Origin of the sequence: Streptomyces sp. NA02950 (genome assembly GCF_013364155.1) — a bacterium.
Lineage (GTDB): Bacteria > Actinomycetota > Actinomycetes > Streptomycetales > Streptomycetaceae > Streptomyces.
In genome coordinates this window covers 6,884,904-6,899,575 of the sequence record NZ_CP054916.1, presented here as the reverse complement: position 1 = coordinate 6,899,575, position 14,672 = coordinate 6,884,904, and the positions used below count along the sequence as shown (strand labels likewise).

Here is a 14,672-nt window from a genome sequence, read left to right as displayed (position 1 = left end):
CGCCCCTCGCGCGGGTGTGGCGGGCGGGCGTCAGCCGGCCAGGCAGGACGCTCCCAGCAGCACCTTGAGATCGCCGAACAGGGCCGGATCGGCGGTGACCCGGTGCCGGTCGAGCCTCAGCACGGTGGTCTTGCGGGCCCCTTGCAGCTTGATCCGCACCTCGGTGGAGCCGCGGTGGTGGCTGAGCACCTCGCCCAGCTTCTCGACCAGCGGCGGGGTGACCTTGACCGTGGGAATGGTGATCGTCACCGGTGCGTTGGCCGATGCCTCGGACAGGTCGGGAACCATCAGTTCCATGGCGACCAGCCGGGGGATGTCCTCGCGCTTGTCGAGGCGGCCCTTGACGAAGACCACCGCGTCCTCGACCAGCTGGGTGGAGACCAGCTGATAGGTGGCGGGGAAGAACATGCACTCGATGGAACCGGCCAGGTCCTCAACGGTGGCGATGGCCCAGGCGTTGCCCTGTTTGGTCATCTTCCGCTGGAGGCCGGAGATGATGCCGCCGATGGTGACGATCGCGCCGTCGGCGTGCTCACCGCTGGTGAGCTGGGCGATCGCGGCGTCCGCCTTCTCGTTGAGGACGTGCTCGATGCCGAAGAGCGGATGGTCGGAGACATAGAGACCGAGCATCTCGCGCTCCTGGGCGAGCAGATAGGTCTTGTCCCACTCGATGTCGGAGAACTCGATGTCCAGACCGAAGCCCGGTCCGTCGCCGCCGCTGTCGTCGCCCATGCCGCCGAAGAGGTCGAACTGCCCCTCGGCCTCCTTGCGCTTCACCGCCACCACATTGTCGATCATCGTTTCGTAGTGGGCGGTGAGGCCCTTGCGGGTGTGGCCCATCTCGTCGAAGGCGCCCGCCTTGATCAGCGATTCGGTGGTGCGCTTGTTGCAGACGACCGCCTCGACCTTGTCCAGGTAGTCGGGGAAGGAGCTGTACTTCCCCTTGGACTTGCGGCCGCGGATGATCGCTTCCACCACGTTCTGACCGACGTTCCGCACGGCGGTGAGACCGAAGAGGATCACATCGTCGCCCTGGGCGGTGAAGTTGGCCTCGGACTCGTTGACGTTCGGCGTGAGGACCTTGATGCCCATGCGGCGGCACTCGTTGAGGTAGACCGCCGACTTGTCCTTGTCGTCACGCACCGAGGTGAGCAGTGCCGCCATGTACTCGGCGGGGTAGTTCGCCTTGAGATAGGCGGTCCAGTAGGTGACCAGGCCGTACGCGGAGGAGTGTGCCTTGTTGAACGCGTATCCGGCGAACGGGACCAGCACGTCCCACACGGCCTGGATGGCCTCGTCGGAGTAGCCCTTCTCCCGGGCGCCCTTCTGGAAGTTGACGAACTCCTTCTCCAGCACCTCGGGCTTCTTCTTGCCCATCGCCCGGCGCAGCAGGTCGGCCTGGCCCAGCGAATAGCCGGCGAGCACCTGGGCGGCCTTCTGCACCTGCTCCTGGTAGACGATGAGGCCGTAGGTGATCCCGAGGACCTCCTTGAGCGGCTCCTCCAGCTCGGGGTGGATCGGGGTGATCTCCTGCTGGCCGTTCTTCCGCAGCGCGTAGTTGATGTGCGAGTTCATGCCCATCGGGCCCGGCCGGTAGAGGGCCGAGACGGCGGAGATGTCCTCGAAGTTGTCGGGCTTCATCATGCGCAGCAGGGAGCGCATGGGGCCGCCGTCGAACTGGAAGACGCCGAGGGTGTCACCGCGGCAGAGCAGTTCGAAGGTCTTGGGGTCGTCCAGGGTCAGATCGAGCAGCTTGAGATCGACGCCCTTGTTGGCCCGCACCATCTTCACGGCGTCGTCCATGATGGTGAGGTTCCGCAGGCCGAGGAAGTCCATCTTCAGCAGGCCGAGCGACTCACAGGTGGGGTAGTCCCACTGGGTCACGACCTGGCCGTCGTTCTTGGGCGAGAAGACCGGGACATGGTCGGTCACCGTCTCGCTCGACATGATCACGCCCGCGGCGTGCACACCCATCTGGCGCACCAGGCCCTCGATACCGCGCGCGGTGTCGATGACCTTCTTCACATCCGGCTCGTTCTCGTACATCCCGCGCACCTCGCCCGCCTCGCTGTAGCGGGGGTGCTTCTCGTCGGTGATGCCGGACAGCGGGATGCCCTTGCCGAGGACGTCGGCGGGCATGGCCTTGGTGATCCGGTCGCCCATCGCGTACGGATAGCCGAGCACCCGGGCCGAGTCCTTGATGGCGTTCTTGGCCTTGATCGTGCCGTAGGTGCCGATCTGGGCGACCTTGTCATGGCCGTACTTCTCGGTGACGTACCGGATGACCTCACCGCGCCTGCGCTCGTCGAAGTCGATGTCGACATCGGGCATGGAGACGCGCTCGGGGTTGAGGAACCGCTCGAAGATCAGGCCGTGCTCGACCGGGTCGAGGTCGGTGATGCCCATCGCGTACGAGACGATCGAACCGGCCGCGGAGCCCCGGCCGGGGCCGACCGCGATGCCGTTGTTCTTCGCCCACATGATGAAGTCGGCGACCACGAGGAAGTAGCCGGGGAACCCCATCTGGATGATGACGTCCATCTCGTACTCGGCCAGCTTCTGGCGGTCCTCGGGGACGCCGCCGGGGAAGCGGCGGGCCATCCCCTTCTTGACCTCCTCCTGGAACCAGGTGACCTCGGTGTACCCCTCGGGGACGTCGAACCGCGGCATCAGGTCGCGCTTGTCGAACCAGCCGCTGTTGTCGATCTGCTCGGCCACCAGGAGGGTGTTGCGGCAGCCCTCCTGCCAGGCGTCCGAGGAGTCGATGGCGTACATCTCGTCGGTGGACTTCAGGTAGTAGCCGGTGCCGTCGAACCGGAAGCGGTCGGGGTCGGAGAGGTTCTTACCGGTCTGGACGCACAGCAGCGCGTCGTGCGCCTCGGACTCGCGCGCGTAGGTGTAGTGCGAGTCATTGGTGACCAGTGGCGGGATGCCCAGCTTCTTGCCGACCTCGAGCAGCCCGTCCCGGACCCGGCGCTCGATCTCGATGCCGTGGTCCATCAGCTCCAGGAAATAGCGGTCCTTGCCGAAGATGTCCTGGTACTCGGAGGCGGCCTTGACGGCCTCGTCGAACTGGCCGAGCCGCAGCCTGGTCTGGAGCTCGCCCGAGGGGCAGCCGGTGGAGGCGATCAGCCCCTCCGACCACTGGGCGATGGTCTCCTTGTCCATCCGGGGCCATTTGACGAAATAGCCCTCCATATAGGCGTCCGAGGAGAGCCGGAAGAGATTGTGCAGACCGGTCTTGTTCGCCGCCCAGATGGTCTTGTGGGTGTAACCGCCGGAACCGGAGACGTCATCGCGCTTCTGGTGCGGCTGGCCCCACTGCACCCTCCGCTTGTAGCGGCGCGACTCCGGCGCCACATACGCCTCGATGCCGATGATCGGCGTGACCCCGGCGCCCGTCGCCTGCTGGTAGAAGTCGTACGCCCCGTGGAGGTTGCCGTGGTCGGTCATGGCGATGTGCGTCATGCCCATCTCATTGCACGCGTTGAACATGTCCTTCAGCCGCGCGGCACCGTCCAGCAGCGAGTACTGGGTGTGGACGTGCAGGTGCGTGAAGGGCGGCTTGGTCACGGTGGAAGACCTCCGGAGAACGGTCGATGACGGCAGGGCGAGCCAGCTCCGAAGGTTACCCCTCCGCACTGACAGCGGGCGGGCACTCGCGAGTAGCCTCAGGCGTTGGTCCGGACAAGGCCGTCCCCTCCGCCGGGCGCGCTCCGCGCGCCCCGGGCGGGACGGAAATTACCCTGTCGGTTCCTGTTCGGTTCCACTCAGCCCGGCCCGACCCCAGATGCCCCAGGAGGCGTTCCGCATGTCGACCCAGCAGACCCAGGCGGAGCAGCGCGGCGAGCACATCCTCGCCGTCTTCGACACCGCCTTCGGCGAGCTGCTCGCCGCCGACCCGGCCGCCTTCCGCGTGAAGTTCCGGAAGATGGCCGCCTCGGCGTTCGCGTTCTACCGCGGCACGGCGTGTCTGTTCTACTCGGACGTGGAGCGGGAGCGCGCGGGCGGTCCGTATCTGGACGAGCGCACCAGCCGGGTGTGGATCCACGGCGATCTCCACGCGGAGAACTTCGGCACCTATATGGATGCCAACGGACGGCTGATCTTCAATGTGAACGACTTCGACGAGGCGTATGTCGGCCCCTTCACCTGGGACCTCAAGCGCTTCGCCGCCTCGGTCGCGCTGATCGGCTACACCAAGGCGCTCAGCGACGAGATGATCACCGAGCTGGTGCGGACGTACGCCGCCGCGTACCGCGAGCGCGTGCACGCCCTGGCCACCGGCGCCAAGGACGACGAGGTGCCGCCGTTCACGCTGGAGACCGCCGAGGGCCCGCTGCTGGACGCGCTGCGTGACGCCCGCTCGCTGACCCGCTTCGGGCTGCTGGAATCGATGACCGGGATCCGCGACTTCGAGCGCCGCTTCTCGGCGGGCGGCGGCTCCATCGAGCTGGACGCGGCCACCCGCTACAAGGTCCTGGCCGCCTTCGACGGCTATCTGGAGACGCTGCCGGAGTCCAGCCTGACCCGCCCCGACTCCTACCGCGTCAAGGACGTCGTGGGCCGCCGGGGCATCGGCATCGGCAGCGCCGGGCTCCCGTCGTACAACATCCTCCTGGAGGGCAACAGCGACGCCCTGGAGAACGATGTGGTGATCTACATGAAGCAGGGACAGACCCCGGCGGTCTCCCGGCACATCACCGATGAGCAGGTGCGCTCGTACTTCCAGCACGAGGGCCACCGCACGGTCATCTCCCAGCGTGCCCTCCAGGCCCACGCCGACCCGTGGCTGGGCTGGACCGAGCTGGACGGCGCCGGACAGCTGGTCGCCGAGATCTCCCCGTACGCGGTGGACCTCGACTGGTCCGACATCGACGACCCGACCGAGATCGCGGCGGTCGTCGCCGACCTGGGGCGGGCCACGGCCACCATGCACGCGGCCGCCGACGACCAGAGCGGCCACTCGCTGGTGCCGTTCTCCACCGAGCGCGCCATCGACGCGGTGATCGCCGCCGACGAGGACGGCTTCGCGGAGCTGCTGGTGGACTTCGCGCATTCCTACGGGGCGCGGGCGCGGGCCGACCACCAGATCTTCGTGGACCTGTTCCGCAACGGCCGTATCCCCGGGCTCTGACGGCCGGTCCCCCGACGGGCCGGGCTCCGGCGGCCGCATCCCCGGGGCTCCGGGCGGCTGTTGAGTACCCGTCGTACGGCTGTCGGGCGGGGGCCGCTGCCCCCGCCCGGCGGCTCGCCCTCTATGGTTACTGGGCATGTGGCCTGGACAACAGCCGCCGGGGGGCGAGCCGAACCCGCGGCACAACGCTCAGCAGCAGCCCATCCCGCGGCCGGGGACCCCTCCGCCGGGGACTCCCCCGCAGCCCGGGCCGCCGTCCGCCCAGCCTCCGGGATTTCCGCCCGGCCCTCCCCCGCCGCCTCCGGGCGGCGGAGGCTGGGGCACTCCCCCGCCGCCGCGGGACCGGCAGCGCCGGGCCGCGCTGACCGCGATCATCGGGGTGTCGGCGGCCGCCGCGGTGCTCGCCGCCGTGCTGGTGATCACCGACGACGAACCGGGGGACAGCGCCAAGAACGCCGCGGACCAGGCCCAGCCCTCCCAGCCGGGCGCGGGCGCCCCGACGGGCGGCGCGGACGGCACCGGCGGCAGCGGCGACTCCGGCGATGACGACGCCGACACCGGCGGCTCGGACGGCTCCGGCTCGGACGGCTCCGGCTCTGGCGCCCTGGTCAAGCCCGCGAACACCTCCGGAGCCAACGGCACCACGGTGCTCATCGGCAAGAAGGGCGCCGGGCACACCCTCGATGTCTACACGGATCTGCGCTGCCCGCCCTGTGCCCGGTTCGAGCAGGGCGCCGGGCCCACCCTCCGCAAGGACATCAAGAACGGCACGTACCAGGCGTCGTTCCACTTCGGTACGTTCCTGGACAAGAACCTGAAGGGCAGCGGCTCCAAGAACGCACTCAGCGCACTCGGTGCGGCACTCAACGTGAGCACCGACGCCTTCCTCGACTACAAGGCCGCCCTGCTGTCCGAGGAGCACCACCCCGAGGAGTCCACGGACTCCTTCGCCAGTGACGCCTTCCTGCTGGAGGTGGCCGGTGACGTGCCCGCCCTGAAGGACAGCGCCGCCTTCCGCGGCGCCGTCGGCAAGGGCACCTACGACCGCTGGGCGCAGGAGATGAGCTCCGCCTTCGACCGGTCCGGGGTGAGCCAGACCCCCGCCCTGAAGCTCGACGGCACCGAGCTGACCGGCAGCGGCGGATCGGTCCCGCTCACCGCGACGGAATTCACCGAAGCGGTGAACGACCAGCTCAACGACTGACCGGAAGCCCGGTACCGGCTCTTGATGTCGTCCCTACGGCCGAGCATGGCAAAATCTGAGGTCATGGACGGCACCGGACCGCAGCTGAGGACCGTGCGCGCGGCGCTCTTCACAGCGCTGTGCGTCACGCTGTCCTCGGCGTCCCATGTGCTGCTGTCGCATACACCGCTGCCGCTGACCAGCGTCGTCCTGCTGTCGGTCGCCGTCTTCACCATCGCCTACGCCCTCGCGGGCCGGGAGCGCGGCTTCTGGAGCATCGCCGCCCTGCTCGTCCCGCTGGAGCTGGCCGCCGACACCGTCTTCACCACCGGCCAGGACACCTGCTACGGGCCGTCCGGCGGGCCGGTGGCGGGGTCCCTGCGCTCCATGGGCGTCACCGTGCTCTGCGGCGGCGGTGACGTCGGCACCCCGCTGGCCGGGGTGACCCATCCGGGCGGTGGCACCCCCCTGGCGGCCGCGGTCGGCTCCGCCACGCCCTGGCTGCTGCTGACCGCGCATATCGCGGTGGGGCTGATCGCCTCGGCCTGGCTGCGCCGCGGCGAGGCCGCCGTCGGGCGGCTGCTGCTCTCGGTGGCGGGGTTCGCCTTCCGGCCGCTGCTGCTGGCCGCCGCGGCGGTCACCTCGGCCCCGCGGCCTCTCCGCCCGGCCCCGCGCGTGGTGCGCCCGGCCCGCCCGGCACCCGCGCTCCCTCTCCTGGTGCACTCCGTCGTGCGTCGTGGACCGCCCCGCTCGGCTCTGGTCTGAGCACAGCGATCCACACACCCGTACGCAGTACTGACGCATTCACGACGGAGATCGATCACATATGAGCAACCGCAATAGCCAGCAGAACAAGCAGGCCGCCCGCGAGCGACTGCGCGCCGAGCGCGAGCGCCAGGCGAAGAAGGACCGGATGCGCCGCCAGCTGTTCGTGGGCGGCGCGGTCGTCACGGTCCTGGCGATAGCCGGCGGCATAGGTTATGCCGTCTCCAACATCAACAGCGACAACGCCAGCCAGAAGTGGTCGGCCGCCGCTGAGAAGACCAAGCTGGTGACGCCCGCGAACTCCTCCGGCCCCAACGGCACCACGGTGATCATCGGCAAGAAGAGCGCCAAGAACACCCTGCATGTCTACGAGGACATGCGCTGCCCGGTCTGCTCCCAGTTCGAGCAGCTCACCGGCAAGACCGTCCAGAAGGACATCGAGGACGGCACCTACAAGGCGCAGTTCACGATGGCCGCCTTCCTGGACGACGCCAAGGGCATCGTCGGCACCGGCTCCAAGAACGCCCTGAGCGCGCTGGGCGCGGCTCTCAACGAAAGCCCGGACGCCTTCATGGCGTACAAGTCCGCGCTCTACTCGGCGAAGAACCACCCCGACGAGACCGTCGACGCCTTCTCCGACGACAAGAAGCTGCTCGCCGTCGCGCAGCAGGTCAAGGAGCTCAAGGGCAACAAGGAATTCGAGCGGGCCGTGAAGAAGGGCACCTACGACCACTGGGCCGTCGTGATGTCCAAGACCTACGACGCCGCGGCCAAGAAGGGCATCTCCGGCACCCCGGCCTTCCAGATGAACGGCAAGAAGCTGGAGGTCAAGGACAACCCGCCGATGACTCCCGAGCAGTTCACCCCACTCGTCAAGCAGAACCTGAAGAAGTAGCCCCCGCCCGGCGGGCCTTCACGGGGCCGGTGCGCGCCGACCGCGGCCGCGCACCGGCCCCGCGGTGTCCGTGGGCTGACTACAGGGAGATACGTCGGCGAACTTCCCGCCAGGGTCTGTCCCCAGAGATTACTTACCAGTAATCTCCTCCGCCGTGACCCCCCATGACAACCACCACATATCGCGCCGCGGCGCCGTCACGGCCGTAGCCGCGACCGCCGCCCTGCTGCCCCTCGCCACCGGCTTTCCGGCACACGCCGCGGACGGTCCGGCGTTCCTCCACGGCATCGCCTCCGGTGACCCGCTGCCCGACGGAGTCCTGCTGTGGACCCGGATCACCCCCACTCCGGACGCGGTGCCCGGCTCCGGGCGCGGCCCCGCCGTCGACGTCCGCTGGGAGGTGGCCGCGGACAAGGACTTCCGCTCGGTCGTGGCCCACGGCACCGTCCGCGCGTCGGCCGCCACCGACCACACCGTCAAGGCCGACGTCCGCGGACTCAAGCCCGCCACCGACTACTTCTACCGGTTCAGCGCGGACGGCGGCGCCACCTCACCGGTGGGCCGCACCCGCACCACCCCCGCCCAGGACGCGGCCACCGACGGGGTGCGGTTCGGCGTGGTCTCCTGCGCCAACTGGGAGGCGGGCTACTTCTCGCCGTACCGTCATCTGGCCGGCCGCACCGACCTGGACGCCATCCTCCACCTCGGCGACTACATCTACGAGTACCAGAGCGGCGAGTACCCGGAAGCGAAGTACGTCGTCCGGCCGCACCGGCCCACCCACGAGATCGTCACGCTCGCCGACTACCGCGTCCGGCACGCCACGTACAAGACCGACGCCGACGCGCAGGCGCTGCACGCCGTGCTGCCGGTGATCGCCATCTGGGACGACCACGAGTTCGCCGACAACGCCTGGTCGGGCGGGGCGGAGAACCACACCCCGGGCAGCGAGGGCGCCTGGGCGGCCCGGATGTCCGCCGCCAAGCAGGCGTACTTCGAGTGGATGCCGGTGCGCCCCTCCATCCAGGGCACCACCTACCGACGGCTGCGCTACGGCACCCTGGCCGACCTCCACCTCCTGGACCTGCGCTCGTTCCGCGACCAGCAGGTGTCCACCGGCAGCGGCGAGGCGGACGATCCGGACCGTACGCTCACCGGGCGCGCCCAGCTCGACTGGCTCAAGTCCGGTCTGTCCGGGTCCAGCGCCACCTGGCGGCTGGTCGGCAACTCGGTGATGATCTCGCCGGTGGCCTTCGGCTCCGTCCCGGCCGATCTGCTGGGCCCGCTCGCCGAGCTGCTCGGGCTGCCCAAGGGCGGACTGGCCATCAACACCGACCAGTGGGACGGCTACACGGACGACCGGCGCGAGCTGCTGGCCCATCTGACCGACAACTCCATCAACAACACCGTCTTCCTGACCGGTGACATCCACACGGCGTGGGCCAACGACGTACCGGTGAGGGCCGCCACCTATCCGCTGTCCCGGTCCGCCGCCACCGAGTTCGTGGTCACTTCGGTGACCTCCGACAACATCGACGACATCCTGCATGTGGCACCGCACACGCTGTCCCTGGTGGCGGCCGCGGCCATCAAGGCGGCCAACCGCCATGTGAAGTGGGTGGACATGGACTCCCACGGCTACGGTGTGCTCGACATCACCGCCGAGGCGGCCCAGATGGACTACTACACCGTCTCCGACCGGACCGATCCGCACGCCACGTCGGCCTGGGCCCGGTCGTACCGTACGCGCTCGGGCACCCAGAAGGTCGAGCGCGTCGACAAGCCGGTGGTCTGACCCCGCCCCTGAAGGCTCAGAGTTCGTCGAGGAAGCCGAGAGCCACCCGCCAGGTGGCCTCGGCCGCCTCCTTGTCGTAGTCCGGCAGCTCGGGGTCGGTGTACAGATGCCCGGCCCCGGCGTAGCGGAAGACCTCCACCTCTGCGCCCGCCCGCCGCATCCGCAGGTACCAGGCGCTGAGCCAGTCGTGCGGCTCGAACGCGTCGGGGTCGGCGACATGCAGCTGTACCGGCAGCTCATCGGTGGCCGCGTCGTCGGCGATGTCCGAGGTGCCGTGGAGCAGAAGCAGCCCGCGCGCCCTCTCATCGGCCAGGGCCAGGTTCTGCGCGATGGACGCGCCGAGCGAGAAGCCCGCGTAGACCAGCCGGCGGTCGGAATGGGGCGCCGCGGCGGCGATGGCCCGCTTCAGCAGCTCCTCCCGGCCGATCTCGTCCTTGATGGCCATGCCCTCCTCGACGGTGTCCGCCGTCCGTCCCCGGTACAGGTCGGGCACGATCACCTCGTGCCCGGCCCCGCGCAGCCGGTCGGCCGCCGCGCGCACCGCGGGGCGCAGCCCGTACGCGGAATGGAACAGAACGACCGTCGACGCATCCGCCACCGTTTCACTTCTCCCTCTTGACGTTCGCGTTCCTCCTTGAGGTTCGCGTTCCTCCTATCGTGCCAGCTACGGTCTGGAGGACGCGGATCTGGGAAGACGGGACAGCCAGGACTCCCGAAGGAAGGATGAGGTAGGTGTCCATGGAGGACGTACTGCGTCCGCTCGTCGTCATCGGCGGCTCGCTGGCCATCACGCTGTGCATCGGCTGGGCCGTCGACTGGTTGCTGCGGAGGGCCGATGCCCGGCACCCGGAGACCCCGCTGTGGGGTCTGCTGCGCCGCTGCCGGCTCCCCTTGCAGGTGACCGTGTGCACGGCGCTGCTCAGCAGTTCGTACGACAGGACACAGACGAAGATCGTCAAGGAACACGGCCCGGCCATCGGCCAGCTCCTGGCGCTGGTGCTGATCGCGGCCACCGCCTGGCTGGTGGTGCGGGTCGCGTCGGCCGTGGTGGAGTCCAGTTACTCGCGCTACGCCGCCAGCGCCCATGACGCGGCCCGGGTGCGCCGGGTGCGCACCCAGGTGACGCTGATCCAGCGGGTGGTGACCGCGGTCGTCGGGGTGGTGGCGGTCTCCGCGATGCTGCTGACCTTCCCGGCGATGCGCGCGTTCGGCACCTCGATGCTGGCCTCCGCCGGGCTCGTCGGCATCGTCGCCGGTATCGCGGCCCAGTCGACCCTGGGCAATCTCTTCGCCGGGTTCCAGATCGCCTTCGGCGACATGGTGCGGATAGGCGACACGGTGGTGGTCGACGGCGAATGGGGCACGGTCGAGGAGATCACGCTGACCTTCCTGTCCGTACGGACCTGGGACGAGCGACGGATCACCATGCCGGTCTCGTACTTCACCTCCAAGCCGTTCGAGAACTGGTCGCGCGGCGGCACCCAGAAGACGGCCACGGTCCTGTTCCACCTGGACCACAGCGCGCCCATCGAGGAGATGCGCGACCGAATGCGGGAGATCGTGCAGGGCTCCACCGCCTGGGACGGCAGGGACTGGAACCTCCTGGTCACCGACACCACACCGAGCACCATCGTGGTGCGGGCGCTGGTCACCGCCCGGGACCCGGACGACGCCTGGACGGTCCGCTGCGAGGTGCGCGAGCAGATGATCGCGTTCCTGCGGGAGTCCCATCCGTACGCCCTGCCGCGGATCGCCACCGCCGCCGCGCCGATCACCGCCCCCACCCCGCAGCCCCGGCCCCGCCCGGAGCGCGAGGACCACTTCACCCGCTTCGACGGGGATCTGCGCAAGGACGGCTCGGGCCGCGGCCGGCGCTGAGCCGACCGTGCGGCGGCCGCCTTACAGCTCCCGCCGCATCGCGCGGTGCGGGATGCCGCTGCCCTCGTCGAACTCGGGGCCGAACGCCGCGTACCCCAGCCGCTCGTAGAAGCCGAGCGCATGGGTCTGGGCCTCCAGATAGACCGCGGTGAGCCCGCGGCGGAGCGCCTCGGCCTCGACGGCCCGCACCAGCTCGGCGCCCAGACCCGTGCCGCGGGCCGCCGCCGTCACGGCCAGCCGGCCGAGGGCGGCGGTGGTGGCGCCGTCCACCCCGGCGTGGGCGTACTTCTTGTCGGCGGCGGCGCCGTGCAGAAAGCGGACGGTGCCGACCGGGCGTCCCTCGGGGGCGGTGGCCAGGAGGTGGACGGCGTCGCCGTCGTACGCGTCCATCTCCTCCGCCTCGGGGATCCGCTGTTCACCCACGAAGACCTCGCGGCGGACCGCGAAGCAGCCCGAGAGATCGCCGTCGGTGACGACGCGGATGGCGGGGGCGCTCATGCGCTCTCCGCCCGCACGATGTCCAGGGCCCGCTGGAGGTCGTCGGGGTAGGCGCTCTCGAACTCGGTCCAGCCGCCGTCGGCCGGGTGCTCGAAGCCCAGCCGCACCGCGTGCAGCCACTGCCGGGTCAGCTTCAGCCGCTTGGCGAGCGTCGGGTCCGCGCCGTAGGTGAGGTCGCCGACACAGGGGTGGCGGTGAGCGGCCATGTGCACCCGGATCTGGTGGGTACGGCCGGTCTCCAGCTTGATGTCCAGAAGGCTGGCGGCGCGGAACGCCTCGATCAGGTCGTAGTGGGTGACGCTCGGCTTGCCGTCGCTGGTCACCGCCCACTTGTAGTCGTGCTGCGGATGGCGCCCGATCGGCGCGTCGATGGTGCCGCTCAGCGGGTCCGGGTGTCCCTGCACCAGCGCGTGATAGCGCTTGTCGACGGTGCGCTCCCGGAACTGCTGCTTGAGCAGGGTGTAGGCGCGCTCGGACTTGGCGACGGCCATCAGCCCGGAGGTGCCCACGTCCAGCCGGTGGACGATGCCCTGCCGCTCGGCGGCGCCGGAGGTGGAGATCCGGAACCCGGCGGCGGCCAGGCCGCCGATCACGGTGGGACCGGACCAGCCGGGGCTGGGGTGGGCGGCGACACCGACCGGCTTGACGATCACCACGATGTCGTCGTCGTCATGGACGATCTCCATGCCCTCGACGGGCTCGGCGACGATGTGCACCGGCGGCGCGGCCTGCGGCAGCTCGACCTCGAGCCAGGCACCGCCGGAGACCCGGTCGGACTTACCCGCCACGCTGCCGTCGACCTGCACCTTCCCTGCGGCGGCCAGTTCCGCCGCCTTGGTCCGCGAAAAGCCGAACATCCGGGCGATCGCGGCGTCGACGCGCTCGCCCTCCAGGCCATCGGGTACGGGCAGGGTGCGGATCTCGGGAATCGTACTCACCCGTCGAGTATGCCGGACCGGACGGACCGGTTCGTACGGCAGTCGCATACCGGCGGGCGCATACCGGCGGTCCCACACCGGCCGCACCGGCCCCCGCTCAGTCCTTGTGGACCGTGCCGTCCGGGTCCAGCCCGCGGAAGGACAGGATCACGATGAGGAAGCCGCCGCACACGATGGCCGAGTCCGCGAGGTTGAAGACCGCGAAGTGGGCCGGGGCGATGAAGTCCACCACCGCGCCCTGGAGGTGTCCCGGCGAACGGAAGATGCGGTCGGTGAGATTGCCGAAGGCCCCGCCGAGCAGCATCCCGAGCGCGATCGCCCACGGCAGGCTGTAGAGCTTGCGGGCCAGCCGTGCGATCACCACGATCACCGCGGCCGCGATCACCGTGAAGACGATGGTCATCGCCTCGCCGAAGCCGAAGGCCGCGCCCCGGTTCCGGATCACCTCGAGCCGCAGCAGGGTGCCGATCAGCTCCACCGGCGCACGGTGCTCCAGCTTGGCGACCACCGCCAGCTTGCTGACCAGATCGAGCAGGTACGCGAAGGCGGCGACGGCGAGGAGCACCCCGATCCGCCGCTTGCCCCTGGCTCCGGCGTCCGCCGTACCGGCGCTGGTCCCGGCGCCCTCCTCGGCCTTCCCCGCGTCTGGCGTACCGATGGCCTGCTCCGCCTCTGTCACGTGAGTCCCTCAACCTCGTCCGGGCCAGTCTCCCCCTGGCTGAGGACGAGGGTACGGCACACACGTGCGGGCGGTCAGCGGCGCTCCTGGCGCTGCTTGCACTCCACGCACAGCGTGGCCCGGGGAAACGCCTGCATCCGAGCCTTCCCGATGGCGTTGCCGCAGTTCTCGCAGAGCCCGTACGTCCCGGTGTCCAGCCGCTCGAGGGCGCGCTCGGTCTGGTGCAGCATCTCGCGGGCGTTCCCGGCGAGGGCCATCTCGTGCTCACGGGTGATGTTCTTGGTGCCGGTGTCGGCCTGGTCGTCGCCCGCGCCATCCCCGGAGTCGCGCATCAGTCCGGTGATCGCCTCCTCCGAGGCGAGGATCTCGGTGCGCAGCCGGCCCGCCTCGGTCAGCAGCCCGGTGCGCGCCTCGGTCACCTCCTCCGCCGACCAGGGGTCCTCGCCGGGGCGTACCGCGAGCTCGCTGGGGTCGGCCGGGGCGCCCGCGGCACGGGCCTTGGGCACGGGGGGCGCGGTCGTCGTCGCCTTTTTCGCGCTCGGCGCACCGCCCGGGGACTTCTTCGCAACCACTTTCCTGGCTCCCGTCTTCTTCGCGGGCACCGCCTTCTTGGCCGGTGCGGCCTTCTTGGCTGTGGCCTTCTTCGTCGGTGCGCTCTTCTTGGCAGCCTTCGCGGTCGCCTCGGCCGTGGACTTCGTCGCCGCCGCGGTCTTCTTCGCGGCCTTCTTGCCCGACGCGCTCTTCTTGGCGGGCGCGGCCTGCGTCTTGGCGGGCGCGGCCTGCGTCGCCTTCGCCGTGCTCTTCTGCACGGCGGTCTTCCTAGCCACCATGGCCGCGGCCCCTTCACATATTGTGATCTTGCTCGCGAATCGTTCCGGAACGATAAATCGACTCCGGGCACGCG

12 protein-coding genes are annotated in these 14,672 nt (G+C 69.8%); 6 read left to right on the top strand and 6 right to left on the bottom strand.

Features of this window, described 5'->3' with window-relative positions; translation table 11 throughout:
* Positions 1–30: 30 nt before the first annotated feature.
* Positions 31–3,573 carry a DNA polymerase III subunit alpha gene (gene dnaE, locus HUT19_RS30305; RefSeq protein WP_176183493.1) on the bottom strand — a complete coding sequence of 1,181 codons (3,543 nt, stop codon included), beginning with the start codon at positions 3,571–3,573 and terminating at the stop codon, positions 31–33.
* A gap of 238 nt (positions 3,574–3,811) precedes the next feature.
* On the opposite strand from dnaE, the gene HUT19_RS30300 reads away from it, so the two are divergent.
* From HUT19_RS30300 to HUT19_RS30280, 5 genes are all read left to right on the top strand, one after another.
* Positions 3,812–5,137, top strand: coding sequence for a DUF2252 domain-containing protein (locus HUT19_RS30300; RefSeq protein ID WP_176183492.1), 1,326 nt, complete (start codon positions 3,812–3,814; stop codon positions 5,135–5,137).
* A 379-nt stretch (positions 5,138–5,516) separates the two neighbouring features.
* Complete coding sequence (locus tag HUT19_RS30295) at positions 5,517–6,341, top strand: thioredoxin domain-containing protein (protein ID WP_176183491.1); 825 nt, start codon at positions 5,517–5,519, stop codon at positions 6,339–6,341.
* Positions 6,342–6,404: 63 nt separating this feature from the next.
* A complete protein-coding gene (locus HUT19_RS30290) occupies positions 6,405–7,085 on the top strand; it encodes a hypothetical protein (protein WP_176183490.1) in 681 nt (226 codons plus the stop codon).
* A gap of 61 nt (positions 7,086–7,146) precedes the next feature.
* Positions 7,147–7,980: a thioredoxin domain-containing protein gene (locus HUT19_RS30285; RefSeq protein ID WP_176183489.1), complete on the top strand. Its 834-nt coding sequence runs from the start codon at positions 7,147–7,149 to the stop codon at positions 7,978–7,980.
* 154 nt (positions 7,981–8,134) lie between these two features.
* Entirely contained in the window at positions 8,135–9,775 is a 1,641-nt protein-coding gene (locus tag HUT19_RS30280) for an alkaline phosphatase (protein ID WP_176183488.1), read from the top strand.
* A gap of 16 nt (positions 9,776–9,791) precedes the next feature.
* Here the strand turns inward: HUT19_RS30280 and HUT19_RS30275 are convergent, their stop codons facing one another.
* Entirely contained in the window at positions 9,792–10,373 is a 582-nt protein-coding gene (locus HUT19_RS30275; protein WP_176183487.1) for a dienelactone hydrolase family protein, read from the bottom strand.
* Positions 10,374–10,513: 140 nt separating this feature from the next.
* On the opposite strand from HUT19_RS30275, the gene HUT19_RS30270 reads away from it, so the two are divergent.
* Positions 10,514–11,653 carry a mechanosensitive ion channel family protein gene (locus tag HUT19_RS30270; protein WP_176187480.1) on the top strand — a complete coding sequence of 380 codons (1,140 nt, stop codon included), beginning with the start codon at positions 10,514–10,516 and terminating at the stop codon, positions 11,651–11,653.
* A gap of 21 nt (positions 11,654–11,674) precedes the next feature.
* Here the strand turns inward: HUT19_RS30270 and HUT19_RS30265 are convergent, their stop codons facing one another.
* The 4 genes from HUT19_RS30265 to HUT19_RS30250 form a co-directional block, all read right to left on the bottom strand.
* Entirely contained in the window at positions 11,675–12,151 is a 477-nt protein-coding gene (locus tag HUT19_RS30265) for a GNAT family N-acetyltransferase (RefSeq protein WP_176183486.1), read from the bottom strand.
* Positions 12,148–13,089, bottom strand: a complete 942-nt coding sequence (locus HUT19_RS30260; RefSeq protein WP_176183485.1) for an RluA family pseudouridine synthase — start codon at positions 13,087–13,089, stop codon at positions 12,148–12,150. Before HUT19_RS30260 ends, HUT19_RS30265 begins: the two co-directional genes overlap by 4 nt.
* 97 nt (positions 13,090–13,186) lie before the next feature.
* On the bottom strand, positions 13,187–13,768 hold the full coding sequence (locus HUT19_RS30255; protein WP_176183484.1) for a signal peptidase II: 582 nt from the start codon (positions 13,766–13,768) through the stop codon (positions 13,187–13,189).
* Between the two features lie 74 nt (positions 13,769–13,842).
* The gene (locus tag HUT19_RS30250; protein ID WP_176183483.1) at positions 13,843–14,598 is read right to left on the bottom strand and encodes a TraR/DksA C4-type zinc finger protein; all 756 of its coding nucleotides are present in this window, start codon (positions 14,596–14,598) and stop codon (positions 13,843–13,845) included.
* Positions 14,599–14,672: the final 74 nt, after the last annotated feature.

Coding starts and splice junctions, on each gene's coding strand:
- HUT19_RS30265 (WP_176183486.1), bottom strand. CDS start 12,151: ATGAGCGCCCCCGCCATCCGCGTCGTCACCGACGGCGATCTCTCGGGC.
- HUT19_RS30285 (WP_176183489.1), top strand. CDS start 7,147: ATGAGCAACCGCAATAGCCAGCAGAACAAGCAGGCCGCCCGCGAGCGA.
- HUT19_RS30250 (WP_176183483.1), bottom strand. CDS start 14,598: ATGGTGGCTAGGAAGACCGCCGTGCAGAAGAGCACGGCGAAGGCGACG.
- HUT19_RS30300 (WP_176183492.1), top strand. CDS start 3,812: ATGTCGACCCAGCAGACCCAGGCGGAGCAGCGCGGCGAGCACATCCTC.
- HUT19_RS30270 (WP_176187480.1), top strand. CDS start 10,514: ATGGAGGACGTACTGCGTCCGCTCGTCGTCATCGGCGGCTCGCTGGCC.
- HUT19_RS30290 (WP_176183490.1), top strand. CDS start 6,405: ATGGACGGCACCGGACCGCAGCTGAGGACCGTGCGCGCGGCGCTCTTC.